The 24,758-nt window shown below is 70.8% G+C and carries 25 protein-coding genes and 1 tRNA gene; 10 read left to right on the forward strand and 16 right to left on the reverse strand.

From position 1 onward, the window contains the following. Positions 1-72 precede the first annotated feature (72 nt). The 6 genes from JNO54_RS13900 to JNO54_RS13925 are packed head-to-tail and all read right to left on the reverse strand — an operon-like array spanning position 73 to position 5,938. The gene (locus tag JNO54_RS13900) at positions 73-489 is read right to left on the reverse strand and encodes a monovalent cation/H(+) antiporter subunit G (protein WP_233703258.1); all 417 of its coding nucleotides are present in this window, start codon (positions 487-489) and stop codon (positions 73-75) included. After that, positions 486-746, reverse strand: a complete 261-nt coding sequence (locus JNO54_RS13905) for a monovalent cation/H+ antiporter complex subunit F (protein ID WP_204144430.1) — start codon at positions 744-746, stop codon at positions 486-488. Before JNO54_RS13905 ends, JNO54_RS13900 begins: the two co-directional genes overlap by 4 nt. Further along, entirely contained in the window at positions 743-1,096 is a 354-nt protein-coding gene (locus JNO54_RS13910) for a Na+/H+ antiporter subunit E (protein WP_204144431.1), read from the reverse strand. Before JNO54_RS13910 ends, JNO54_RS13905 begins: the two co-directional genes overlap by 4 nt. After that, positions 1,093-2,610 (reverse strand): monovalent cation/H+ antiporter subunit D family protein, encoded by a 1,518-nt coding sequence (locus JNO54_RS13915; RefSeq protein WP_204144432.1) that lies wholly within the window; start codon positions 2,608-2,610, stop codon positions 1,093-1,095. Before JNO54_RS13915 ends, JNO54_RS13910 begins: the two co-directional genes overlap by 4 nt. After that, positions 2,607-2,939 (reverse strand): sodium:proton antiporter, encoded by a 333-nt coding sequence (locus JNO54_RS13920; RefSeq protein ID WP_204144433.1) that lies wholly within the window; start codon positions 2,937-2,939, stop codon positions 2,607-2,609. Before JNO54_RS13920 ends, JNO54_RS13915 begins: the two co-directional genes overlap by 4 nt. Beyond that, complete coding sequence (locus JNO54_RS13925; RefSeq protein WP_204144434.1) at positions 2,936-5,938, reverse strand: DUF4040 family protein; 3,003 nt, start codon at positions 5,936-5,938, stop codon at positions 2,936-2,938. Before JNO54_RS13925 ends, JNO54_RS13920 begins: the two co-directional genes overlap by 4 nt. Positions 5,939-6,123: 185 nt before the next feature. Here JNO54_RS13925 and JNO54_RS13930 point away from each other — a divergent pair, with 185 nt between their 5' ends. After that, a complete protein-coding gene (locus tag JNO54_RS13930; protein ID WP_204144435.1) occupies positions 6,124-6,588 on the forward strand; it encodes a phage holin family protein in 465 nt (154 codons plus the stop codon). 107 nt (positions 6,589-6,695) lie between these two features. Further along, a complete protein-coding gene (locus JNO54_RS13935) occupies positions 6,696-7,508 on the forward strand; it encodes an alpha/beta fold hydrolase (protein ID WP_307818234.1) in 813 nt (270 codons plus the stop codon). Here the strand turns inward: JNO54_RS13935 and JNO54_RS13940 are convergent, their stop codons facing one another. Then, positions 7,509-8,204, reverse strand: coding sequence for an NUDIX hydrolase (locus JNO54_RS13940; RefSeq protein ID WP_204144436.1), 696 nt, complete (start codon positions 8,202-8,204; stop codon positions 7,509-7,511). Then, complete coding sequence (gene nth / locus JNO54_RS13945) at positions 8,201-8,920, reverse strand: endonuclease III (RefSeq protein ID WP_372430723.1); 720 nt, start codon at positions 8,918-8,920, stop codon at positions 8,201-8,203. The genes JNO54_RS13940 and nth overlap by 4 nt, the downstream gene beginning before the upstream one ends. Before the next feature lie 53 nt (positions 8,921-8,973). Here nth and JNO54_RS13950 point away from each other — a divergent pair, with 53 nt between their 5' ends. Then, positions 8,974-9,651 carry a Crp/Fnr family transcriptional regulator gene (locus tag JNO54_RS13950; protein ID WP_204144438.1) on the forward strand — a complete coding sequence of 226 codons (678 nt, stop codon included), beginning with the start codon at positions 8,974-8,976 and terminating at the stop codon, positions 9,649-9,651. Between the two features lies 1 nt (position 9,652). Here the strand turns inward: JNO54_RS13950 and JNO54_RS13955 are convergent, their stop codons facing one another. The 4 genes from JNO54_RS13955 to sp36 form a co-directional block, all read right to left on the reverse strand. Further along, positions 9,653-10,363: an MBL fold metallo-hydrolase gene (locus tag JNO54_RS13955; protein ID WP_204144749.1), complete on the reverse strand. Its 711-nt coding sequence runs from the start codon at positions 10,361-10,363 to the stop codon at positions 9,653-9,655. Positions 10,364-10,461: 98 nt separating this feature from the next. After that, positions 10,462-11,277: an NUDIX hydrolase gene (locus tag JNO54_RS13960; RefSeq protein ID WP_204144439.1), complete on the reverse strand. Its 816-nt coding sequence runs from the start codon at positions 11,275-11,277 to the stop codon at positions 10,462-10,464. After that, positions 11,274-11,741: a RidA family protein gene (locus JNO54_RS13965; RefSeq protein WP_204144440.1), complete on the reverse strand. Its 468-nt coding sequence runs from the start codon at positions 11,739-11,741 to the stop codon at positions 11,274-11,276. The genes JNO54_RS13960 and JNO54_RS13965 overlap by 4 nt, the downstream gene beginning before the upstream one ends. After that, positions 11,741-11,899: a Sp36 family protein gene (gene sp36, locus JNO54_RS13970; protein WP_204144441.1), complete on the reverse strand. Its 159-nt coding sequence runs from the start codon at positions 11,897-11,899 to the stop codon at positions 11,741-11,743. The genes JNO54_RS13965 and sp36 overlap by 1 nt, the downstream gene beginning before the upstream one ends. A 44-nt stretch (positions 11,900-11,943) precedes the next feature. Between sp36 and JNO54_RS15060 the strand changes: the two genes are divergently transcribed. Together JNO54_RS15060 and JNO54_RS13980 are read left to right on the forward strand one after the other, a co-directional pair. After that, positions 11,944-12,930, forward strand: a complete 987-nt coding sequence (locus tag JNO54_RS15060; RefSeq protein ID WP_204144442.1) for an ArsA-related P-loop ATPase — start codon at positions 11,944-11,946, stop codon at positions 12,928-12,930. Continuing rightward, positions 12,927-14,054 carry an ArsA family ATPase gene (locus tag JNO54_RS13980; RefSeq protein ID WP_204144756.1) on the forward strand — a complete coding sequence of 376 codons (1,128 nt, stop codon included), beginning with the start codon at positions 12,927-12,929 and terminating at the stop codon, positions 14,052-14,054. Before JNO54_RS15060 ends, JNO54_RS13980 begins: the two co-directional genes overlap by 4 nt. Here the strand turns inward: JNO54_RS13980 and JNO54_RS13985 are convergent. Beyond that, positions 14,038-14,355, reverse strand: coding sequence for a WhiB family transcriptional regulator (locus JNO54_RS13985; protein ID WP_204144443.1), 318 nt, complete (start codon positions 14,353-14,355; stop codon positions 14,038-14,040). The two genes, JNO54_RS13980 and JNO54_RS13985, sit on opposite strands and share 17 nt — an antisense overlap. Positions 14,356-14,541: 186 nt before the next feature. Here JNO54_RS13985 and JNO54_RS13990 point away from each other — a divergent pair, with 186 nt between their 5' ends. Then, entirely contained in the window at positions 14,542-17,034 is a 2,493-nt protein-coding gene (locus JNO54_RS13990; protein ID WP_204144444.1) for a transglycosylase domain-containing protein, read from the forward strand. 64 nt (positions 17,035-17,098) lie between these two features. On the opposite strand, the gene JNO54_RS13995 is transcribed toward JNO54_RS13990, so the two are convergent. Further along, on the reverse strand, positions 17,099-17,557 hold the full coding sequence (locus JNO54_RS13995) for a GatB/YqeY domain-containing protein (protein ID WP_204144445.1): 459 nt from the start codon (positions 17,555-17,557) through the stop codon (positions 17,099-17,101). A gap of 70 nt (positions 17,558-17,627) precedes the next feature. On the opposite strand from JNO54_RS13995, the gene JNO54_RS14000 reads away from it, so the two are divergent. From JNO54_RS14000 to JNO54_RS14010, 3 genes are all read left to right on the forward strand, one after another. Further along, positions 17,628-18,590 carry a metallophosphoesterase gene (locus tag JNO54_RS14000; protein WP_204144446.1) on the forward strand — a complete coding sequence of 321 codons (963 nt, stop codon included), beginning with the start codon at positions 17,628-17,630 and terminating at the stop codon, positions 18,588-18,590. Positions 18,591-18,788: 198 nt separating this feature from the next. Then, positions 18,789-18,977 (forward strand): hypothetical protein, encoded by a 189-nt coding sequence (locus JNO54_RS14005; protein WP_204144447.1) that lies wholly within the window; start codon positions 18,789-18,791, stop codon positions 18,975-18,977. A 158-nt stretch (positions 18,978-19,135) separates the two neighbouring features. Next, positions 19,136-19,212, forward strand: a tRNA-Pro gene (locus JNO54_RS14010). 824 nt (positions 19,213-20,036) lie between these two features. Here the strand turns inward: JNO54_RS14010 and mcrC are convergent. Both mcrC and JNO54_RS14655 read right to left on the reverse strand, forming a co-directional pair. Continuing rightward, positions 20,037-21,101 carry a 5-methylcytosine-specific restriction endonuclease system specificity protein McrC gene (gene mcrC / locus JNO54_RS14015; RefSeq protein ID WP_204144448.1) on the reverse strand — a complete coding sequence of 355 codons (1,065 nt, stop codon included), beginning with the start codon at positions 21,099-21,101 and terminating at the stop codon, positions 20,037-20,039. Next, the gene (locus JNO54_RS14655) at positions 21,098-23,689 is read right to left on the reverse strand and encodes a DUF8426 domain-containing protein (RefSeq protein WP_233703260.1); all 2,592 of its coding nucleotides are present in this window, start codon (positions 23,687-23,689) and stop codon (positions 21,098-21,100) included. The genes mcrC and JNO54_RS14655 overlap by 4 nt, the downstream gene beginning before the upstream one ends. 373 nt (positions 23,690-24,062) lie before the next feature. Between JNO54_RS14655 and JNO54_RS14025 the strand changes: the two genes are divergently transcribed. Further along, complete coding sequence (locus tag JNO54_RS14025; protein ID WP_204144449.1) at positions 24,063-24,680, forward strand: TetR/AcrR family transcriptional regulator; 618 nt, start codon at positions 24,063-24,065, stop codon at positions 24,678-24,680. Positions 24,681-24,758 lie beyond the last annotated feature (78 nt).

Below are 24,758 nucleotides of genomic sequence, written 5' to 3' on the forward strand. Positions count from 1 at the left end.
TGCGGGCAAGGGTTCACCGACGCTTCACACGGTGGTCGTCGCTCCGCTCCCCCAGGGCCGCCGGGGGCGATCTCAGGGGTCGAGGAGGTCGTTCGGCGCGGTCCGCGGGTCGATCTCGGCGCCGGAGAGCACCGCGGCGCGCGACAGCGCGTTGCTCGCCACCGACGAGACGACGAGCAGCGCGGCGACGGTCACGCCGACCTTGACGACGTCGAGCCAGGCGAAGGGGTGGACGGTCAGGCTGTGCAGCCAGGCACCGACGACGATCCACGGCAGACCGACCCCGGTCGCGGGGCCCAGGGCGTTGACCCGGCTCAGGGCGTCGGTCACACGGTGCATCGCGACGGCGCTGACGAGCACCCAGAGCGCCCCGCCGAGCACGAGGACCGCCGCGACGACCGTGGCCACGGTCGCGGGGCCGCCGGTGAGCATCGGCTCGACCGCGCCGGGCGTCACGGGGCCGGCCGCGGGGGCGGCGAGCGAGATCATCGGCGCCCCCTCGTGATGATGCGGGCCAGCGCCACGGTCGCCAGGATCCCGAGCAGCGCGGCGAGCAGCGCCGCGTCGACGACCGCGGCCGACTCCCGGACGACGCTGAGCAGCAGGAGGATGCCGATCCCGCTGAAGAAGACGAGGTCACCGACGACGGCGGCGCTCGCCGCATCGACAGCCGCCCGGATCTGCCAGAGGGAGAGCCCGATGGCGACGGCCAGGACGGCCATCGCGAGGTAGACGACGACGGTCACGCCGGCACCCCCTTCGCCCCGCGGGTGGCGCGCAGCAGGCGCGACTCCATGTCGCGCAGACCCTCGACGACCTCGTCGATGTCCCGGCCGTAGAGGCAGTGGACGAAGAGCGTCGGCGGGGTGTCACCGCGTGCGGCGGCGGTCCCGACGACGAGGGTCCCGGGCGTGATGGTGATCGACGAGGCGAGGGCGCTGATCTCGAGGTCGGTGCGGCAGCGCAGCGGCAGCTCGACGAGGGCGGGCGCGCGGGAGGACCCCGGCGTCGCGATGTCGACCGCGAGCTGGAACGCCCCCCGGTGCAGCTCGACCGCGATGAAGGCGAGGTAGGAGAGCCACTGCCAGAGCCTCATCGCAGCACCGCCTCGACGTAGGGGGCCGGGTCGACCAGCCCGGCGGCGGCGCGGTCGATGACCGGGTCGAGGACGCCGATGCCGATGAAGATCGCGACGGAGAGCGCGATGAGCGCAGCACCGGGCAGCAGGAGGCGAAGGGGGATCCGCACCTCGTCCGGCAGTGGCACCGGCTCGGAGAGCCGGGTCTGGGCGTTGTCGGTGCGGTAGCGCTCCATCGGCGGCCCCCAGAAGATCTCGGCCCAGACGCGCTGCAGCGCCATGATCGAGAGGATCGAGGCGGCGACGACGGCCCCGATGAGCGCCCAGGCCTGCCAGCCCGGGGCGTCGGCGGCACCGATGACGAGGCCGAGCTTGCCCCAGAGGCCCGACGTCGGCGGGAGCCCGACGAGCGAGAGCAGCCCGAGCGCGACGGCCGCGGCGGCCCAGGGCTCGCGCCGCATGAGACCGGCGAGCCGGTCGAAGCGCTGCGAGCCGTAGGTGTGCTCGATCGCCCCGCCGGTGAGCAGCAGCCCGCCCATGGTGATGACGTGGTGGACGAGGTAGAGCAGGCCGCCCGCGAGGCTCACCTGGGTGAAGACGACGACGCCGATGAGGATGTGCCCCACGCCGGCCACCATCTGGTACGCCATCGCGTGGCGGAAGGTCTGCTCGCCGAAGGTGCTCAGCGACCCCACGAGGCAGGTGAGGACGACGACGACCACGAGGACGCTCACCCACGGCACCTGACCGTCGTAGATGACGGAGACGATGCGGTAGATCGCGTAGAGGGCGACCTTGGTGTGCAGCGCCGCGAAGAGCGACATGACGCCCGGCGAGGTCGCGGGATAGCTGCGCGGCAGCCAGGTGTGCACGGGCACGACACCGGCCTTGATGCCCAGCGCCAGCAGGACGATGCCGACGGCGAGGCCGGAGCGCCCGTCGGCGCTGCCCTGGCCGGCGAGGGCAGCGATGTTGACGGTGCCGGCGGTGCCGTAGACGAGGCCGACGCCCATGAGCAGGATCGCCGAGGTCACGAGGTTGACGACGACGAAGAGCCGCCCGACGCCGAGCCGGCGCCACGTACCGGTGACCGCGATGAGGGCGTAGCTCGGCAGGAGCATGACCTCGACGAAGACGAAGAGGTTGAAGAGGTCGCCGGTGAGCAGCGCCCCGTAGACGCCCGTCATGAGGAGCAGCACGAGCGGGACGAAGAAGCGGTAGCGCGTCTCGCCGGTGAGCACGAGCCACGCGGTGGTCGCCAGGGTGGCGAGCGAGGTGACGGCGAGCATCACTGCGGTGAGCGTGTCCGAGACGAAGGGGATGGCCACGCCCGGTGCGTAGCCGCCCACCCCGGTCGCGAGGGCCGGCACCTCAGCGTGGTGCCGGACGAGGAGCGCCGAGGCGACGAGCGTGCCGACCAGGGTCGCGAGGAGGAGCGCGACGCCGACGACGTGGCGTCGCACGATGACCGTGAGCCCGGCGAGCCCGAGCGGGACGGCGACGAGGAGCGGGAGTGCGGAGGCGGCGGTCATCGGTCGTGCCCCTCCCCCGTCTCCGGCATGCGGTGGGTGTCGTCGTTGTGCCCGACGACCGCCGTGGCGAGCATGAAGATCGTGACCGCCATGGTGATGACGATCGCGGTGAGGACGAAGGCTTGCGGCAGCGGGTCGGCCGCGTCGACCGCGGCCGTGCGGTCGGCGAGCGGCTCACCGCGCCACGCGGCGACGCCGGCGCTGAGCAGGACGAAGTTGGCCGCGTGGCTGAGCAGCGCGAGCCCGAAGACGACCTGGACCATCGAGCGCTGCTGGACGAGGTAGGTGCCGCCCGCGACGAGGACACCGATGAGGACGAAGATGATCATCGGCCGACCTCCCTCGGGGGCACGCCCTCGGCGACGTGGTGCGTGCCGACGCCGACCCGGCGCTGCGCCTCGGCGCCGCTCCGCGACTCACCACGCACGGTGTCGAGCGGCCCGGCGAGCTCGCCCTCGACGCTCTCGTCGACGCGTTCCCTCGTCCACTCCTCGCCCGGCCGAGGTGCGTCACCCTCGCTCGTGCCGAGGAGGTTGACCGTGACGAGGACGAGACCGAGGACGGCGAGGTAGACGCCCACGTCGAAGACGATCGAGCTCGTCCAGCGCTGCCCGAGCGCCTCGCCGTGGAGCGGCTCGAGGAAGGCCCCCGCCGCCATCAGCCCCCAGATGCCGCTCCCGACCGCGACGACGACCCCGCCGCCGATGAGGTAGAGCGGCAGCCGCGGCGGGCCGATCTGGCGGTCCCGCGAGGTGGAGAGGTAGAGCAGGGCGACGATCGCAGAGGCGGCGAGCGCGGCGATGAAGCCCCCACCCGGCGCGTTGTGACCGCGCCAGAAGAGATAGACAGAGACGAGCCCGAGCACCGGGCCGGCGACCCGGACCATGAGCTGCAGGGCGACCGTGTTGGGCCACGCCTCGTGGATCGCCCGGTGAGCCGTCGTCCCCTCACCGGCCAGCGGAACCTCGGGGGGCGCCTCGTGCCAACGGTTCTTCTCCGGGGGCGGGTCGATGAAGTCGTGCCGGACGCTCGAGAGCAGCGCGACGACCGCGACGCCGGCCATGCCGAGCACGGCGAGCTCGCCGAGGGTGTCCAGGGCGCGGAACTCGACAAGGATCGTGTTGACGATGTTGGCCCCGCCGGTGATCCGCGGGCCCTCGGCGAGGTAGTACGTGCCGACCTCGGTGCGTGGCCGTCGGCTGGTCAGCGCCCAGGTCCCCAGGGCTACGGCCAGGCCGGTGACGAGGGAGAGCGCCACCCGTCCGGCGAGCACCCGGTCGCCGTCCCGACGGGCCGAGCCGAAGGCCTTCGGCAGCTTCTGCAGGACGAGCATGATGACGATGATCGTCAGGCACTCGACGAGGAGCTGGGTGAGGCCCACGTCCGGCGCGCCGAGCGCCATGATCTGCGCGGTGGCGAGGATGCCGACGCCGCTGAGGCACAGGGTGGCCGCCAGCCGCGAGCGGGTCACCGCGACGCCGATGGTCGCGAGCGTCACGAGCACGAGGATGACGCCGTCGACCGGGCGGGACAACCCCGCCTTCAGCGGCGCAGCAGCGATGTCTTCGCGGACGACGAGCACCCCACCGAGGACGACGGCGGAGAGGGTCGCGAGGATGATCGCGGCGTGGCGGCCGGGGTGGTCTACCTGGGTGAGGGCGACGAGCCGCTCCCCCGCCCGGGTGGCGGTCCGGTCGAGCGTCGCCATGACGCTCGCCCCGTCGGGGGTGAGCCGGCGGCCGTCGGCGAAGGGGGCGAGCGCGCGCCGCTGTGCGACGAGCAGACCTCCGAGGCCGAGCACCGCGAGGGTGACGAGCAGCTCGAGGGTCACCCCGTGCCAGAGGGCGAGGTGGGTGTCGTGCGCGGCTGCGTCGTGCGTGGCCGCGTGGGTGGCCGCACCGACGGGGCCGTCGAGGACACCGACGCCCAGGGCGAGCGGCAGGCCGACGACGATGGGCAGGGCCGCGGAGCCGATCATCACGCGTGAGACGGGACGAGGCTCCTTCTCCGGGTCGCCGTCGACCATGCCACCGAGGACGACCCGGCCGCAGTAGACGACGGTGAGCACCGCCGCGCCGGCTGCGACGGCGAGGGCGAGCAGTCCCACCCCTTCGCCCGCGGGAGCCTCTCGCAGCGCGGCGAAGATCTGCTCCTTGCTGATGAAGCCGAGCATCGGCGGGATGCCCGCCATCGAGGCGCAGCCGAGGACGAGCACGACGAAGCTGCCCGGCATCGCTCCGACGAGTCGGGGCACCCGACGCAGGTCGCGCGTACCCGATGCCGAGTCGATGACGCCGATCATCATGAAGAGGCCGGACTTGAAGAGCGCGTGCGCGATCGTGTGGAGCACCGCCGCAGCGAGCGCGAAGGTCGTGCCGATGCCGATCGCCGCCGTGATGAAGCCGAGCTGGCTCACCGTCGAGCACGCCATGAGCTTCTTGAGGTCACGCTGCCGGGCGGCGGCGAAGCCCCCGACGACAGCGGTGGCGAGCCCGCCGACGACGAGCAGGACCTGCCAGGCCGGCACGTCGCGCAGCGCCGGGCTCATCCGGAGCATGAGGAAGATGCCGGCCTTGACGACCGCGGCGGCGTGCAGGTAGGCGCTCACCGGCGTGATCGCGGCCATCGCGTCCGGCAGCCAGACGTGGAAGGGGACCTGGGCGGACTTCGTGAACGCCGCGAGGGCGACGAGGACCGCGACGACGGTGGCGAAGGCCGGGTCGTCGGCCCACACCGGCGAGCCCAGGACCTCGGTGAGCGAGGTCGTCCCGAGGCGGCCGACGATCGCCGCGACAGCGGCGAGGAGGAAGAGCCCACCGACCCCGGTGATGAGCAGGGTGCGCATCGACGCCCCTTCGCCGGAGGTCCCGGAGCGCGCGATGAGGAGGAAGGAGGCCAGTGAGGTGAGCTCCCAGCAGATGAAGAGCACCACAAGGTCGTCCGCCAGCACGAGACCGACCATCGCCAGGGTGAAGGTCGTCATGAGCCAGTAGAAGCTCGTCTGCCTCCCTTCGCCGAGGTAGGCCGTCGAGTAGGCGAAGACGACCGCCCCGACGAGCAGGGCGATGGCGGCGAAGACGATGCCCAGCCCGTCGGCCCGCAGCGCGAGCGAGACGCCGAGCGAGGGCATCCACTCCCGCGCCCACGAGGGGGTCCGACCCGAGAGGACGGCATCCGCGACCGGTACGAGGAGCGCCGCCACCGCGACGTACGCGGTGGCAAGCGGCCAGCCGGCGTGCCGGCCGAGCAGGCGGGTGAGGAGCGGGGTGAGGGCGACGATCGCCCCGAGGGCGAGGAGCGTCAGCGGCAGGGCGGCGTCGGTGCTCATGCACGCATCCCACGCGCGGACCTGGACCCCTGCACCGCGCCGACCATGGGGACATCTTACGGACGCACGGCGAGCGCCCACGGTCCCCCTCCCCCGATCTGGCTGCCGGGCGCCGGCCCGCAGGTAGGGTTGTCGCGACAGCAGGACGGGCCTGACCCGTCGACGCCTTCCTGAAGGAGAGAGTCGTGGGTACCTTCGACCGCCTCGACACCGACCGCAACGACCTCGCGGACCGTTCCGCACGCCGTCTCGTCGGCCGTCCTGCCGAGGGTGAGACCGAGCGCACCGTCGGCCAGCTCGTCGCCGACGCCAGCCACGACGTCTCGGCCCTGGTCCGCAGCGAGATCCAGCTCGCGAAGTCCGAGGTCACCGCGGGCCTGAAGATCGGCGGCAAGGGTGCCGGGCTGCTCGGCGGTGCGGGCTTCCTCGCCCTGCTCGGCTTGATCTTCCTCTTCCACACCCTCGCGCACACCCTCGACGTGTGGCTGCCGCTGTGGGCCGGCTACCTCATCGTCACGGTCCTCCTCTTCGCGATCGCGGGCGTCCTCGCTCTCCTCGGTGTCAAGGCCCTCAAGAAGGCCAAGCCCATGCCGGAGAAGGCGATCCGCAACGCGCAGGAGACCGTCGAGGCGATCAAGCCGGGCCGCTGAGCGCCCCCGACTCCTCGGCCGCCCTCGTCGAGGGGGCGTGGGAGCACCGGTTCGTCGCGGCGAACGGCGCCCGGTTCCACCTCGCCGTCGCGGGGCACGGGCCGCTCGTGCTGCTCCTCCACGGGTTCCCCGAGTTCTGGTGGACCTGGCGCGAGCAGATCCCTCGCCTGGCTGATGCGGGCTACCGCGTCGCCGCTCTCGACCTCCGCGGGTTCGGCGCGTCCGACAAGCCGCCCGGCGGGCATGACCCGCTGACCGTCTGCGACGACGTCGCCGCGGTGATCCGTTCCCTCGGCGCCGACGGCGCCGTCGTCGTCGGTCACGGGCTCGGCGGCAGCATCGCCTGGTCCATGCCTGGACTGCACCCCACCGTGACGAAGGGGGTGGCCAGCCTCGGCATGCCGCACCCGTCGGTCTTCCGCTCCGCCTCGTGGCGGCTGCGCCGTCAGCGACGCGCCAACAGCTACATCCGGGCGATGCAGACCCCCTTCGCCCCCGAGCGGGCCGCCCGCGGGACGGGCTCCGTGAGCCGTCACCTGCGGGCCTGGTCCGGGCCGGACCGGTCCTGGCTCACCCCCGAGGTGGAGACGCGGTGCGAGGAGATGATGTCGCTGCCCTTCGCCGCGCAGGCCGCGACCGAGTACTACCGGTGGATGGTGCGCTCCCGGGTGACCCTGAACGGGTGGCGGTACATGCACAAGGTGCGCCAGCCGATCACCGTGCCTGTCCTCGCCCTCCACGGGCAGGCCGACCCGGCCGTCCTCCCGTCGCTCGTCAACGAGAGCGCCCGCTACGTGCGGGGCCCGCTCCAGCTCGTCACGGTCCCCGGTGCGGGGCACTTCGTCCACGAGGAGCGGCCCGAGATCGTCACGGAGACGCTGCTCGCGTGGCTGCCGACGGTCGTCCCGCCGGCGCGCTGATCACAGGTCGTCGCTGCTCCGCTCGGCCCGGCGCTCGACGAACGGCCTGAGGTACTTCCAGGGCAGAGAACGGACGTGCTCCTCGTCCCAGGGCACGGTCTGGCCGGCCGCGTCGAGGAAGACCTCGAGCAGGTGCGCGGTGAACCCCCACACGAAGAGGCCGTGGACGTCGAAGCCGTAGCCCTCGTACTCGTCACCGACCCGGACGGTGAAGCGGCTGGCCGGGTCGACGAGGTCGGCGACGGCGACCCGCTCGATGCTCGCGACCTCGAAGGGGGAGGCGATGTGGAGGTCGTGCGGCTCACGCCACCAGGCGAGGACCGGGTAGACCGAGTTGCGGCTCGGCGAGAGGTAGAGCGGCGGGAAGACCCCGACGACGTCGACGCTCGCGGGGTCGAGGCCGACCTCCTCCTGCGCCTCGCGCAGGGCCGCCGTCGTCGCGTCCTCGCCGGGGTCGAGCCGCCCCCCGGGGAAGGAGACCTGCCCGGCGTGCGAGCTGAGGGCCGACCCGCGCTCGGTGAGGACGACCTCGACGACCGGGTCGGTCGGGTCCGACCCGGGGCGCTCGCCGAAGAGCATGAGGACCGCCGACTCGCGCTCGGCCTCCGGGGGCGGGGCGAACCGGGTGAACCAGTCGGGCAGGTCGCCGTGCAGCGCCGGGACGACGCCTGCGAGCCAGGGGGGCGGGGTGCTCATGCGTCCTTCTTCGGGGCGAGCTCGTACCTGAGCAGCTTCTCCGCCTTCACGGGGTCGGTCTCGCCGTCGCCGTACGACGGGCAGATCCGCGCGACGGGGCAGGCACCGCACGCCGGCCGACGCGCGTGGCAGGTGCGGCGGCCGTGGAAGATCAGGACGTGGCTGAGCATCGTCCAGTCCTTGCGGGGGAAGAGCGCGCCGACCTCGTGCTCGACGGTCACCGGGTCGGTCTCCTCGGTCCACCCGAGACGGCGGGCGACCCGGCCGAAGTGGGTGTCGACGGTGATCCCGGGGACCCCGAAGGCGTTGCCGAGCACGACGTTGGCCGTCTTGCGGCCGACGCCCGGCAGCGTGACGAGCGCCTCGAGACGCCGCGGCACCTCACCGTGGTGGTCCGCGACGAGCGCCTGGCCGAGACCGATGACCGAGCGGGTCTTGGCGCGGTAGAAGCCGGTGGGCCGCAGGATCTCCTCCATCTCCTCGGGCACGGCCGCCGCGAGGTCGGCGGCGGTCGGGTACCGGGCGAAGAGGGTCGGCGTCACCTTGTTGACCCCGACGTCGGTGGTCTGCGCGGAGAGGATCGTCGCGACGAGCAGCTGGAGCGGGGTCTCGAAGTCGAGCTCGCAGTGGGCGTAGGGGTAGCGCTCGTGGAGCAGGCGGTAGCCACGACGGGCGCGCCGCTTCAGCGCGAGGAGGCTGTCGCTGGGCTCAGGCACAGTCCGCACACTACGGCCACGCCCGAGAAGGTGGCGTGGCACACTGTGGGCTTGTGGACCTCGAAGTAGTGCGACGCGCCCCTCTTTTCGCGACCCTCGACGACGACTCGGCCCGCGAGGTCATGGCGTCCATGGACGCCGTGCGCATGGAGCGCGGCGACGTCCTCTTCCACGAGGGCGACCAGGGTGACCGGCTCTACGTCATCACCGAGGGCAAGATCAAGCTCGGCTGCACGAGCACCGACGGCCGCGAGAACCTCCTCGCGATCCTCGGCCCCGGCGAGATGTTCGGCGAGCTGAGCCTCTTCGACCCCGGCCCGCGCACGGCGACCGCGACCGCGGTGGCCGAGACGCAGCTCATCGGGCTCGGCAACGATCAGCTCCGCCAGCTCCTTGGCAGCCACCCCCGCATCGCGGCGACCCTGCTCGCCGCGCTCGCCCGCCGTCTGCGGCGCACGAACGAGAACCTCGCCGACCTCGTCTTCACCGACGTCCCGGGCCGCGTCGCCAAGGCCCTGCTCGAGCTGAGCCAGCGCTTCGGCCGTCCGGTCGAGGAGGGCGTCTTGGTCGCCCACGACCTCACCCAGGAGGAGCTCGCCCAGCTCGTCGGTGCCTCCCGCGAGACGGTCAACAAGGCGCTGGCCGACTTCGCCACCCGCGGCTGGCTCCGCCTCGAGGCCCGCGCGGTGCTCCTGCTCGACGTCGAGCGCCTCCGCCGCCGCGCCCGCTGACCTAGGAGCGGGCGGTGAGATAGGCGAGCTGCGCCCGCACCGACATCGCTGCGGCCGACCAGACCGACCGGTCGACATCGGCGTAGACGATCTCGACGACCTCGTCGACCCCCTTCGCCCCTGACGCGAGCGCCGCCCGCACCTGCTCCAGCCGTTCCCTCCGGTGCACCCGGTAGTAGTCGACCATCGCGGCCGCGTCCGGCACGACCGGGCCGTGCCCCGGCAGGATCGAGGTCACCTCTCCCCCGCCGGTGAGCGCCGCGATCCGCTCGAGCGAGGCGAGGTATGCCTCGAGCTCGCCATCGGGATGGGCCACGACCGTCGTCCCCCGCCCGAGGACCGTGTCACCCGTGAGGAGCGCGTGGTCCGCCGACAGCGCGAAGGACACCGAGTCCGACGTGTGCCCCGGCGTCGCGACGACGCGCAGGTCGACCCCGCCCGCGTCGAGCACGTCACCGTCGCCGAGGTCGTCGTGCCCGCCACCGACCGCCTGGACCGGCGCCCCGGTGAGCCGGGCCAGCCGCGGAGCGCCCTCGCTGTGGTCGAGGTGGCCGTGGGTGAGGACGATCCGGGTGACCCGTGCGCCCAGCCCCGCGACGTGGTCGACGACCCGCTGCTGGTGGGCCGGGTCGTCCTCGCCCGGGTCGATGACGAGCGCGCTGCTCGACCCGGGCGCCATGACGACCCAGGTGTTGGTGCCGTCGAGCGTCATCGGCCCGGGGTTGCCCTGGAGGAGGCAGTGGGCGTGCGGCGTCACCTGCCCTCCGGCCCACTGCCCGAAGGGGGCGGAGGGCTGGGGGGCAGGGGTGGTCACGGGAGCTCCACGCGGACGACCGGCCCGTCGGGGGTGTTGACGAAGACGGGCAGGATCGCCGACGTCGGGGGGCGCTCGGCCATCGCCCGGGCGACGGACCCGGCCGCGGCGAGCTGCTCGAGGCAGACCCGGGTCGGCGGCATGACGAGCGCGTCGCCGGAGTCACCGGCGGCGAGCAGCTCCTCCGGCCGCACCCAGGCGGCGTGGTCGGCCTCCGAGGTCTCGCCGTCCGGCTCCTGGCCCGCGGGGACCTCGGCGAGGAAGAAGCGGGTGTCGAAGCGCCACGGCTCGGTCACGGGAGTGATCCAGTGCGCCCGGTAGGTCAGCAGGTCAGAGCGCAGCCGCAGTCCCGCGTCCCGGAGCACCTCGGCGAAGCTCAGCTCGCGCTCGACGAGCGCCTGGCGGCTGCGCGCGGCCGCCTCACGCCCACCGAGCCGCTCGACCGGGTCGCTGCCGTCCTCGGCGCCCGCGAGCAGCACACCGGTCTCCTCGAAGACCTCGCGCGCCGCGGCGGCGACGAAGCCGCGCACCTCGTCCTCCGGGCAGTCCATGACCTCGGACCACTCGGTCACCGACGGGCCCGCCCAGGGCAGGTCGTCGGAGGTGTCCCTCCCGTCGACCCCGCCACCCGGGAAGACGTGCACCGACGGGGCGAAGCTCATCGTGCCCACCCGGCGCAGCACGAAGACCTCGAGCCCGCCGATGCCGTCCCGCACGAGCATGACGGTCGACGCCGGCCGGAGCGGGGCGATCGTCTCCGGCTCGTCGAGCAGCCCGCGGTCGTGGACGACGGGGAAGTCCCGGGTCGTCATCGGACCCGGACGACGACCTCGACCTCGACGCTGGCGTCGAGCGGCAGCACTGCCACACCGACGGCAGAGCGGGCATGCAGCCCCGCGTCGCCGAAGACCTCGCCCAGGAGGTCGCTCGCCCCGTTGATCACGCCGGGCTGGCCGGTGAAGGACGGGTCGCTCGAGACGAAGCCGACGAGCTTGACGACCTGGACGATGTCATCGAGGTCGACGACGGAGCCGATGGCGGCGAGCGCGTTGACGACGCAGGTGCGGGCCAGCGCCTGCGCGTCGGCGGGGGCGACGAGCCCGTCACCCTCGCCGACCTGCCCGGTGTGCGCCATGGCGCCGTCGACCATGGGCAGCTGCCCGGAGGTCCAGACGTGGTCGCCGTCGCGCACCGCGGGCTGGTAGGAGCCCGCAGGGGGCGCGACGGGCGGGAGCTCGAGGCCGAGCTCGCCGAGGCGGTCGGTGACGCGTCCCATCAGGCGCCCTTGGGCCGCTTGAGGTACGCGACGAGGCCGGATCCGTCGGGGCCGGTGACGACCTGGACGAGCTCCCAGCCGTCCTCGCCCCACTGGTCGAGGATCTGCTTGGTCGCATGGACGATGAGCGGCACGGTTGCGTACTCCCACTGAGTCATGACGGCAGCCTAGCGACGAACCGCCGGACCTCTACGCTGCAGTCGTGCCCGCCCGTCCTGCGCCGCGTCCACCGCGGCTCCACGTCGTCACCGGCAAGGGCGGCACGGGCAAGACGACCGTCGCCGCCGCCCTCGCGCTCACCCTGGCGAAGGGAGGGGCCCGCGTCCTCGTCGTCGAGGTCGAGGGTCGTGGTGGGCTGGCCGCGGCCTTCGGCCTGACCGAGGCGAAGGGCGAGCAGCTCGCGGTGTCGACGGAGGGCGGGGGTGAGGTCTACGTGCTCGACGTCGACCCGCGGGCGGCGCTCCTCCAGTACCTGCGGCTCAAGGTGCCCGTCCCCGCGGCCGCCGGGGTCCTCAGCGCGGTCGGGGCCGTCGACTTCGCGACGACGGTCGCGCCCGGCGTGCGCGACGTCATCGCGCTCGGCAAGGTCTACGAGGCGGCGCGCCGCGAGCGCACCTCCCGGCCCGGGCCGCGCTACGACGCCGTCGTGCTCGACGCACCGCCCACCGGCCGGGTCGGACGGTTCCTCGCCGCCCCTCGGCAGGTGGCCGAGCTGGCTCAGGCCGGCCCGATCGGCTCTCAGGCCCTGCGGATCGAGGACTGGCTGCGTGAGAGCACCGTGATCCACCTCGTGGCCCTCCTCGAGGAGCTGCCGGTCGAGGAGACGTGCGAGGCGGTGGCCGAGCTGGCCGAGGACGGATGGAGCGTCTCGGACGTCGTCGTCAACGACGACGAGCCCGCTGCGCTCGCGGAAGGAGGGGTGGCCACGCTCGCGGGCCCGGACGCGGCGGCCGACCTGGCCGCCGAGCTCTCGGCCTGCGGGCTCGACGTCACCCCGACGACCGCGCGCACCCTCGTCGACCACCTGCGGCAGCGCACCGCCCGCGACGAGGAGCGGCACGCCCTCCGGGACCGGCTCGCGACGACGGGGCTGCCGCTCGCCCCCCTTCGCCCGGGGCACGGACCCGACGGCCGGCCCGACCTCGATGCCCTCGCGGCGCAGCTGTCGCAGGTCGGAGCCCTGCCGTGATCTCCTCCCTCGCGCAGACCGTGACCGACCCCGCGACCCGGGTTGTCGTGTGCGTCGGCGCCGGCGGCGTCGGCAAGACGACGACCGCGGCCGCCATCGGCCTCTACGCCGCCCGGCAGGGTCGCCGGGTCGCCGTCCTCACCATCGACCCTGCCCGCCGGCTCGCCCAGGCGCTCGGCGCCGACACGGTGAGCACGGAGCCCCACCGGGTGGAGGGTCTCGAGACGCTCGACGGAGACCCCGCGGTGCTCGACGTGCTCATGCTCGACATGCGGCGCACCTTCGACGACGTCGTCCGGGCACATGCCCCACCGGGGCGGGTCGAGGCGATCCTCACGCACCCGCTGTACGACTCGCTGGCCTCCTCGCTCGCCGGCACCCAGGAGTACATGGCGATGGAGCGGCTCGGCCAGCTCCGGGAGGAGATGGCCGGGTCGGGCCGGTGGGACCTGCTCGTCGTCGACACCCCGCCCTCGCGCTCCGCGCTGGACTTCCTCGACGCGCCTCGCCGTCTCGGCAGCTTCCTCGACGGCCGTCTCGTCCGGCTCCTCTCCGCTCCGGCCCGGGTCGGCGGGCGGGCCGGCCTGCGGGTCGTCGGCGGTGGCCTGCGACTGGCACGGGGTGTTGTCGGGGCTGTGCTGGGCGGCTCGCTCGTCGACGACGTCCAGGTGCTCCTCGTCGCTCTGGAGTCGGTGCTCGGGGGGTTCCGTGAGCGAGCGGAGGCCACCTACGCGGCGCTCACGTCCTCGTCGACGGCGTTCGTCGTCGTCACGACCGCCGAGGAGGCCGCCGTGGCCGAGGCGGAGCACCTCGTGGCGCGCCTGGCCGAGGACGAGGTGAGTCCGCGGGCCGTCGTCGTGACGAAGGTCGTCCGGGCCGGCGGCGGCCTGTCGATCAGCGCGGCGCAGCAGGCCCTCACCCGCTCCCCCGGCCCGCTCGCGCGCGCTGCGCTCGAGGAGCACGTCGACCGCTCCCGGACCGCACGCAGGCACGCGGGCGTCCTGCGGTCGCTGCGGGCTCGACCGGGTGGCGATCAGCTCGTCCACGTCGTCCCGTCTCGTGGGGACGTCCATGACATCCCCACGCTGAGCGTCGTGGCCGACGACCTCAGCGGCCGTCGCTGAGCGCGGCCTCCCGGGCGGCGGCGGTCCGGAAGAGCTCCGACCAGCTGGCGACCTCGGGGCGACGACGCAGCAGCGCGCGACGCTCCCGCTCGGTCATGCCGCCCCAGACGCCGAACTCGGTGCGGTTGTCGAGAGCGTCGGCGAGGCACTCGGCGATCACCGGGCAGCCACGGCAGGCCAGCTTCGCCGCTCGCTGGTCCTTGCCCTGGACGAAGAGTGCATCGGGGTCCATCCCCCGGCACTGCCCGTCCTTGGCCCAGTCGGCGCTCCAGACGGGGCGGGCGGCTGCTGCGACGCTCATGTGAACAACTCCTTTATTCACAGGCCATTACTCCCCGGTAAGACCCTCGGCCATGGTAAGCACGTCGACCCCCCCGACCTATAGTCCGAAAGGACTATCGGCGACCAAGGTCACGCCGCCGGCCGGCCCCCCGACGCCCCTCGCGCCTCCCTTCGCCTCTCAGACTCCGCCGTTACCCTGCCTCTCATGCCGGAAAACGCCAGCCCCCACCTGGTCCGCCTCCTCGGCGCCTTCGTCGCGGTCGCCGTCGGGATGGGCCTCATCAGCGCGGGCCTGCTCATGCCCCTCGCCGGCGCGTCGGGCAGCGCAGCCCGCGGCACGGTCAACGCCTTCGACAACCTCGACGGCGAGTTCTCCGCCGTCTCGCTGGCTCAGCAGAGCAAGATCTACTCGGCGGACGACAAGCTCCTCGCGACGCCGTACGACGCCAACCGGATCATCGTGCCGATGAAGGCGATCAGCAAGAACATGATCAACGCGCAGCTGGCCATCGAGGACAGCCGCTTCTACGAGCACGGCGGGATCGACCTGCGAGGCACGAGCCGCGCCTTCTTCCAGAACCTCTCGAGCGACTCCACCCAGGGCGGGTCCTCGATCACGCAGCAGTACGTCAAGATCATGCTCCAGGAGAAGGCGCTGCGGCAGGACGACCTGGAGGGCGCCAAGGCAGCGGTCGAGCAGAGCTACAGCCGCAAGCTGCAGGAGATGAAGTACGCGCTCGACGTGGAGAAGACCCACACCAAGAGCCAGATCCTCAACGGCTACCTCAACCTCGTCTACTACGGCGACCAGGCCTACGGCGTCGAGGCGGCGGCGCAGCACTTCTTCTCCAAGCGGGCCAGCAAGCTGACGATCGGCGAGGCGGCCACCCTCGCGGGCGTCGTGCAGTCCCCCAGCCGGCTCAACATCCGGACCAACCCCGAGGAGGTCCAGCAGCGCCGCGACCTCGTCCTCGACCGGATGCACGCGCTCGGCATGATCGACACGAAGGAGCACGAGCGCTACACCAAGCAGGACGTCGCCGACATGGTGCGCCTCAAGCGCAACGAGGGCGGCACCTGCACCAAGGCAGTCGACCCGTACTTCTGCAACTACGTCATGGAGTACCTCAAGACCCTGCCCGAGCTCGGGCCCGACCCCGACGCCCGCCTCCAGGCGGTCAACACCGGCGGCCTGACGATCAAGACCACGCTGCGCCGCGACTGGCAGAAGGAGATCCACGAGGACCTCACCGAGCGGGTGCCCAACGGCGACCCCAGCGGCGTCGGGGCCGCCGCGGCGGTGATCGAGCCGGGCACCGGCAAGGTGCGCGCGATCGCGCAGACCTCGCAGTACAAGGTGGGTCTGAAGAACGCATCGACGAAGTACTCGGAGCAGGCCTGGACCTACCCCTCGGCCTACGGCGGGACCAACGGCTTCGCCATCGGGTCGACGGCGAAGATGTACGCACTCGTCGCGGCGCTCAAGCAGGGCATGCCGATGGAGTCCGACATCCGGGCGCCGATGGCAGGACTGGGTCGACCCCACACCTTCATGCCCAGCGAGTTCGACCCCAAGTGCACCGCCGGCGCACCCTGGGAGGTCCAGAACGACTTCACCAGCGGTGGGAACATCTCTCTGCGTCGAGCCACCGCGCAGTCCATCAACACCGCGTTCGCCCAGCTCGCCTCCGACGTGGGGTCGTGCAACATCCCCAAGGTGATGAGCCAGATGGGGCTCACGGACGGAAACGGTCAGACCTACGGTCTCGTCTACGGCTCGGACGGCACGAAGGTCAAGGGTGACTACTCGATCGCCAACATCGTCCTCGGCTCGGACTCGACCTCACCGATCCAGCTCGCGAACTCCTTCGCCACCCTCGCCGCCGACGGCAAGTACTGCCCGCCGAACCCCATCGAGTCGATCACCCGGGCCAACGGCAAGCCGATCACGCTGAACCCGACCCGGTGCAAGCAGGTCATCGAGCCCGATGTGGCGCGAGGTGTCACCAGTCTCCTCGAGTCGCCGATCAAGGAGGGTACGGCCCGTAACGCGGTCCTCGACGGCGGCCGGCCGGCCGCCGGCAAGACCGGAACGACCGACAAGCACCGTCAGTCCTGGTTCGTCGGCTACACCCCGCAGCTCGCGACCGCAGTCTGGGTCGGCACCCCGATCACCGAGAAGAGCATGGACGGCGTGTGCATCGGCGGGATCTGCGCAGGGCAGGTCTTCGGGGGGACCATCGCAGCGCCGCTGTGGAAGAAGGCCATGGACACCGCCAGCAAGGGGATGGAGCGCAAGGACTTCAAGAAGCCCAGCGAGAAGGTCGTCCGTGGGGACGTCCGCGACATCCCCAACGTTGTCGGGAAGTCGGGCGCGGAGGCCGAGCAGCTCCTCCGCGCAGCGGGCTTCAACCCGCGCAACGCCGGCGCCGTGAACAGCCATGCGCCGTGGGGCACCGTCACGAGCACGTCCCCGACGAGCGAGGCGATCAAGGGCGGGACCGTGGACTACTACCTCTCCAACGGGATCCCTCCGTACACCCCGCCGCCCCCGCCGCCACCACCGTCCACAACGTCAGCGCCGGCGCCGACGACGCCCAAGCCGTCGACCTCGACACCCAAGCCGAAGGCGACGTCGACGACCACGGCCAAACCCAAGCCGAAGCCGAAGCCCACGCCTCCGCCGAAGCGGGAGTAGCGACGGCACACAGTCGAAGGGGTGACCACCCGCGGGTGGTCACCCCTTCGTCATGCCTGGACGATCAGCCGGCGAGACGCTGCTTGACCATCGCGGCCACGGCCCCGCCGTCGGCCCGCCCGGCGACCTCGGCCTGGGCGGCCTTCATGACCTGGCCCATCTGACCCATGCCCGTCGCACCGACGGATGCGATGGCCCGGTCCACGATCTCGGCGAGGGCCGCCTCGTCGAGCTGCTCGGGGAGGTATGCCTCGAGGATGGCGAGCTCGGCCTGCTCCTGCTCGGCGAGCTCGGGGCGTCCGGCGTCGGTGTAGGCGGCTGCGGCCTCCTTGCGCTTCTTGGCCTCCTTCGCGACGACCTTGAGGGTCTCGGCGTCGGAGAGCTCACGGGCGCTCTCTCCGGCGACCTCCTCGGTGGTGATGGCGGCCAGCGCCATGCGCAGGGTCGAGGAGCGCAGCGCGTCGCGCTGGCGCATCGCGTCGTGCAGGTCGTGCTGGAGGGTGGCCTTGAGGGACTCGGTCATGGAGCCATTGTCGCGCGTCGCAGTCGCCCCAGCGACCAGATATCCGACGGCCGTGGGCGACAATGGCTCCATGTCGTCCACGCTCGTCCGCGCCGCCACCGGTGGTGCCGCTGCCGGAGTCGCCGCGCTCGCGTACGCGAGCCTCGTCGAGCGGCGCCTCTTCACGCTGCGACGGTGGACGCTGCCCGTGCTCCCGGCCGGGGCGCGACCGCTGCGCGTCCTCCAGCTGAGCGACATCCACTTCGTGCCGGGCCAGGACCGCAAGGCCGCGTGGATCCGCCATCTCGCGGGGCTGCGCCCCGACGTGGTGGTCAACACCGGCGACAACCTCAGTCACCTCGAGGCCGTGCCCGGCGCGCTCGCCGCGATGGGTCCGCTCCTCGACGTGCCGGGGGCCTTCGTCATGGGGTCGAACGACTACTACGCACCCCGGCCGAAGAACCCCGCGCTCTACCTCACGTCGCGCCACGCCGAGGCGCCGCCGGAGCGCATCGAGCTGCTGACCGAGGACCTGCGCGCCGGGATGCTCGCCGCGGGCTGGGTCGACATGGACAACGCACGCACCACCCTCGAGGTCGACGGTCTCGCCCTCGAGCTCGTCGGCGTCGACGACCCGCACATCGGGCGGGACCGCTACGAGGACGTCGCCGGCCCGGGATCGCCCAGCAGCGACCTCCTCGTCGGCGTCACGCACGCGCCCTACCAGCGTGTCCTCGACGCCATGCAGCGGGATGGCGCGGATCTCATCCTCGCCGGGCACACGCACGGCGGCCAGCTGTGCGTGCCCGGCGTCGGAGCGCTCGTGACGAACTGCGACCTGGACCGGCGACGGGCGAAGGGGGTGTCGCGGTGGTGGCCGGGTGCAGCCGGGCGACGCGACGAGGCCGCTCCCGCCGACGCCTCGTGGCTCCACGTCTCCGCCGGGCTCGGCGAGTCCCGCTTCGCACCGGTGCGCTTCGCCTGCCGGCCCGAGGCCACGCTCCTGACGCTCACCGCGAAGCCCGATCGGACGGCCCCTGATGCGCAGGGGTGAGGCGGCGGCACTGGCGCTCGCGGCGATCTTCGCGGTGGGCACCTCGGTCGTGGCGCTCGGTGTGGGTGAGGCACCGGCACCGGTCCCCGAGCGGATGACGCTGACCACGACGACGTCGAGCACATCGACGACGTCGCGGACCCGTACGTCGACCACGAGCACCACCAGCACGACATCGAGCACCCGCACCTCGGCGACGTGGACTCCCACGAGCTCGTCGACCAGCAGCTGGACCCCGGAGCCGACGTCGACCCCGAGCGTGCCGGCGTGGACACCGCCGAGGTCCTCGTGGACGCCCCCCGCCTGGACTCCCCCGGCCCCAGAGACCACGTCCACCTGGACACCCCCGGAGGAGGAGACCCCTTCGTCGACCCAGTCGACACCTGACCCGAGCAGCACCTCGAGCGACCCGACGACGCCGCAGCCGACGACCGGCTCCCCCACCCTGACCCCACAGGCGTCACGTACCTCTGCCCCGATTACGGGTGAGCCTGGGGGCTGAGTTATCCTTCCTTGTCGTTGCCCGAAGGGGCAGCGACCGGCCACGGGGTGTGGCGCAGCTTGGTAGCGCGCTTCGTTCGGGACGAAGAGGCCGCAGGTTCAAATCCTGTCACCCCGACCAACTGACTTAGGCCTCTGACCTGCGGAAACGCAGTCAGAGGCCTTCGTCGTTCCCTCCCATGGGCACAACTGAGGCATAACTCGACCGGCTGCGGACGTGAATGACCCCCGCGAGGCGGCAACCTCCGGGGGCCGGACGACAGCAAGGCGGTTGCTGCACGTGGCTCTCATAGTACCCGTAGCAGCTCCACCCGAGAAGGGTGTCGAGCACAATCGCGCGGACCTCGCCTGTCCCCTCTCAGCGCTTCACGTCGGCGCCGATCCAGCCCCCGAGCGGGGTGATCGCCTGACTCGCTGACTTCGCAGGACGCGGCGCTGGACAGGGCCTCAGCCGCGACACAAAAACGATCGACGCCCCCGGTGATTGACCTCCAGGCTCGCGAACCGGCACGAGCCGCCCCCCGTAGTGCAGTGCACGGCCGTCGTGGGGCCTGCGATCAGCTCGCTCTCGACAGGAGAGCGGGCCAGTCGGCGTGGGATGGAATCAACGTGAGGTCGGTTCGTTGGGAGGGATTCCCCACCCCTCTGCCCGCACCCTGGACGTCCTCTCCCACCCGTTTGTGGCCGAATAGAACCGATACCTGCTGGGCCCGTCTTAGCCGGTTCTGAGAAGCCGTCGTGAGCTCACCTAGGTTTGCCCGATGGACTTGACCTGCGGCGGACGGGCGAGATGAGCGCCCCGGTGCTCGCTAGCGACCTCCAGTTCAGGCGGCAGCTGCCGGACTTGGCGCGCTGGCGCGGCAGTTGCTGGCCGCATTCTGGACTGAGGACCAGCGTTTCGAGGTGGGTCAGAGGTGACCTGCCACGAGCCGCTGCTCTTGTGAATCAGGAGGGGTGTTTGTCCGTCAGCCAGGAGATGACACCTTCAATTTGAGCGCGAAGTTTCTCCCACGGCTGGTTGAGATCGAGTGTTCGAGCGCCGATGCGGTTACCTTGGACGCTGACGTCGAGATCGGGCTGCTCGGGCGCGTTCGTTCGGGCATAGAGCAACAGACCGTTGACGGACCCGTCGCGACGGACGTCGGCGTTCTTCACGTAAGCGAGAACCTGGTAGAGGTTCGCGGAGTGCACCGTCGTCTTGCCCCACGGACTGACCTGCATCGACGTGCCGTAGTACTTCGCATCGATGATGAGAGTGCGCTGACCTGACCGGAGTGTGACGTCGGTGCGCATCGCCGGCAACTGTTCGACTCCGTGCGCGTTCGTGTCGTCGTAGTCCCAGGGGACGGCGGGAGCACCAGGCGACAGTTCGGGATGGTGAAACACGAAGTACTCGCGGATGAACCGCTCGTAGAGCCGGTTCATCTGCTCGTCCGACATCCACGAACTGAGCTGCGCAGCTCCGGGGTCTTCGGTCGGCAGGAGCCCGCGGACGACCAACTCACAGACGCCCAGCAGCAGCCGGTAGGTGGCGTTGGAGCGGTGGTAGGTGAGTGCGTCCCAACGGATGGTTGTTGGCGCGACCAGGGTCACGGCGTCCAGGTAGGGCAGGAGCCGGCGCAGTGCCGCCTTGCGTTGGGCATCAACGTCCCCGTGTCGGATCAGCAGCACGATGACCGACTTCAGAGCCCGGTTGTGCGGCGTATCCGCTTCGTACTCGTCGAATTCGCACATCAGCCGCCCTCGCGTCGTGGAGCGTGTGGCCACGGTACGGGTGAGGTTGATGCGACCGCGTACCGTGGCGAGTTCGTCGTTGCGGTCCAGGTAGTCGCGGTGCAGGCCGCGCTTGACCTGTGCGCCGACGCCTCGAACGAGGATCTCCGCGAACAGGTCGTGGAGGTGGCCGAACGGCTCCGTCTTGAGCCGATCCGTGCCCGCACTGCTGATCGTCCGGAACGCGTAGGCCAGCATCACGTACACGTTTCCAACGGCGATCGATCGGTCGATCATGCGACGGCGGCCCGCAGCCTGCCGGCCCACTCCTGGGCCTTCGCTGGCTCGTCGAACCAGTACTCGTCGAGCAACGGTACGAGCTCGTCCTCGACAACCGAGTAGAGCCAGGCGTCGTCAGCGTCGGTGCCCGTTGGGCGGGACAGGAAGCTGTGCCCGATGGCGAAGCCTTGGCCGAGCGCGGGGTCCTCCCCGATCACGACATTGAGCTCGACGACAGCCTCTACGAGGCGATCGAGAGTGGGACTGCCAGCTTCCTGCTGCCACCGGCGGAACCCGGCCGAGTCGAACCCTGGGGGCATCTCGAAGAATCCGAACCGTCGACGCAGCGCGTAGTCAATGACCGCAAGGCTGCGGTCGGCGGTGTTCATCATGCCGATGATGTGGACGTTCGCCGGGACGGTGAACGTCTCGTTCTTGTAGAGGAGCCGCAGGGCATGCCCGCGCTTGTCAGCCTCGATGAGCATGAGCAGTTCGCCGAAGATCTTCGAGATGTTGCCCCGGTTGATCTCGTCGATGATGAAGAAATACGGCTGGTCGTCGTCGGCAGCTTGGGCGGCCTCGCAGAACCGATAGAACGGCCCTTCGGCAAGACTGAATCCGCCTGTCTCCGTAGGCCGGTAGCCCATCATGAAGTCCTCGTAGGAGTAACTCTGGTGGAACTGGACCACCTGGACCCGAGCTGGGTCCTTCTCGCCCATGACTGAGTACGCCAGTCGCTTCGCGGCGTAGGTTTTCCCTACCCCGGGCGGGCCCGCGAGGATGACGTTCTTCTTACGCGCCAACAGCGACCGCAGGCGCTCGTAGCGCACCTCCGAGAGGTAGACCTCCTTCAAGAAGTCGTCCTTGTCGTATGCCGGCGGAGGTGTCGGCGTTTCCGGTAGCAGGAGGTCATCCTCGCCAGAGACGAGTGCCTCGAGCTGCTCGTCGTAGTCGGTGTACTTCGTGACGTCGGTCAGCGTCTTCGTCACCGCATCACCGGGGTGCGGCCAGGAACCGGTGTGGGTCCACTTCACCGAGCGGACATGTCGGTAGCCGTCACGGTCCGGTTCGAAGCGTGCATCGGAGGACACCTCACCGCGTCCGACGATCTCCCGTCGCCCGCGCTTGGCGAAGACGATGTCGCCGACGGCCATCTCGTTCTGGAACTGCCAGATCGCGAGAACGTCGTTCTTCATGGACCCGCCCGTGCCGGCGGGACCGAGCGCTCGGCGGATGGCTTCTCGGCTCGGGTAGGTGGCCAGGTCGTCGAGCTCGTCCCAGCCGATCGCCATGATGCCGCTGGATGAGAACTCCTCCCATTCCGAGGCCTGCGGACCGGGAGCATAGAGCCAGTAGTGCCGTTGCCGGGGCTCAGCCTTATCCGTGGCCCCAGCGTCGGAGGCGCTCTGGTCCGGCGCACTGTCCCAGAGTTCGTTCACGCCTGGTGACCAGAAGTGGAACGGCCCCTCGACCTCGCGGGCCACCGCAGCGCGAATCCCGAGGAGATCGCGGTCCAGCGAAGCAGGGTCATCGCCGGTCGCACCGCCCACCCGCTCCGCGAGGCCGTCTCGGACTTTCGCCTTCATGGCTGCCGACGAGATCGGCTCGAACACTCCCGGCCAGGCGAGGAACTGCAGAACGTTTCGGATGTCGGAGCGGTCGTCACCCGAGGTGAGCATCACGCGCTGAAACTCCCACGGGTCCGTTCGCGCCTTCTCGCGTTCCGTGGGCGACAGGCCAGTCCAGTGGCACACAAAGGTGGAGGCCCAGATGACGTGTCGCCACAGAGCGCCGTTATACCAGGATCCCGGCTCCAACCCGGCGGTTCCGGAGGGTCGTGCGAGCCAGGTGGACATCGGCTCGGGGATGGTGACGGGGGAGTCGAGGTGTGCGAGCACTCGTTCGAGGTGAGCTCGGCGGGTCTGCGGCGTGGCCGAGCGGAGCGGGTGCTCGCGAAGGAACAGCAGCTCGGCGGCCAGGATCACCACTTCCCGGGATGCACCTTTGAGCTGGTGGTCGAGCTTTTCCCATTGACCCTGTCCCGCACCGATGATCGGGTTGTCGCCAATTCTCGCCCGGAGATCCTCCGCCGCCTCATAGGTCCAGATCGTCGTCCCAGGATCGATCACCGACTGGCCGTCGCCGAGCATGTGCGCGATCACCTCGCCGGCTTCGTGAGCGATCGTCATGTCGGCTGTCGGCCGCGAGGCGGCGACGGCGTTACCCGTTTCGTTGGTCACCGACGCAATCTTGCACATTGGCGGGACTACTACTGCCGGATAGGCGACCATCCTGTCCTCATCCGTGTGCCTCCTTGCCCTGGAGGCTGACGGCAAGTGCTCGTGCCGCTGCCTGGGCGAGTTCCACGACACCTTGGCCGACGCTGTCGTGGCTCGGCGACGTGAAGAACATCGACCCCATAAAGCCGAGGCTTGCCGCCGCGCCGTTCGACAGCGACCTATGCGCCAAGCCATTTCGAAGAACCGTGACCACAGGTCCTCGACACGTCGTCGCACCACGACACTGTTGGGAGCGTCGACCGCGAGCTGGGCGGTCATCCGGTCGCTGATGGAGTAGTCGACGATCTGGTTGGCGTAGACGCCCATCTCGCGTAGCAGTAGAGATCGCCTTCGCTCCTGATGTGTCCGGTCATGTCGGTGAGCAGACGCGGATTGGAGCGTCGGCCGGTGAACTCGTGCCGAACCCCAGCCTTGTCGTCCCATGGCGCACAGGCCTTCGCGGACCGGCGGGCCGCCGGGCTTCTTGGCCTTGCCTCCCTTAGGTCTGCCGAACGCGGCCCACCAGCCCAGCTGCGACCAGATCCGTAATGCGGTTCGCGGCCATCGGCTTCGCGCGCCTCGTCGACCAGAGGCTCCGAACTTATGGGGTGCAGCATCGGACAGGGCGCGGCAACGAAGTTCTCGAGGATGTGTCGCCGAACCGCTTGCTTTTCGAACGATCGTTCAGCACACTTTCGCCATGTCATCGCAGTCACGATCAGAGGCCACCTCCGGATCTGTGCGGCAGGTCGCTCTGGAGCTTTTCGCCAACCAGGGTTACGCCGCGACCGGAATCCGGCAGATCGCCTCTGCCGCGGGACTGTCGTTGTCAGCCATGTACCACCACTTCTCCACGAAGGAGGAGCTCCTCCTCTCGATCATGCGCACGACCATGACGGAGCTGGAGGAAGAAGCCGCGAGGTGCGTCCTCGCGAACCCCGACCCCGCAGACGCGCTGGGGGCGCTGGTCACGAGCCACGTCCGGATGCACGCAGAACAGCCTCAAGCGTGCTTCGTCACGGACACCGAGGTGCGGTCGCTCTTCGGTGACGCGAGGGCAGCGATCATCGCTCAGCGGGACTCCTACCAAGCGGTCTGGGTCGCCGTCGTCGAGGAGGGCACGGCGAGCGGACAGTTTCACGTCGCGAACCCCAAGATCGCTGTGCTCGGCCTTCTCGAGATGTGCACGGGACCGGCGCGCTGGTATCGCGCTGACGGTCCGTCGTCCATCGAGGACATCTGCACCCAGTTCACAGACATGTCCCTGCGTCTGCTCGGTGCACCGCTCAACACCACCCACCGGAAGGAACACGCATGAGGTCGACAAAGGCAGCACTCGTACTCTCGCTGACGACAGCAGTCGCTCTTGCAGTGTCGGCGTGCGGCTCCTCGACGC

Source organism: Janibacter endophyticus, from assembly GCF_016888335.1.
Taxonomy (GTDB): Bacteria; Actinomycetota; Actinomycetes; order Actinomycetales; family Dermatophilaceae; genus Marihabitans; species Marihabitans endophyticum.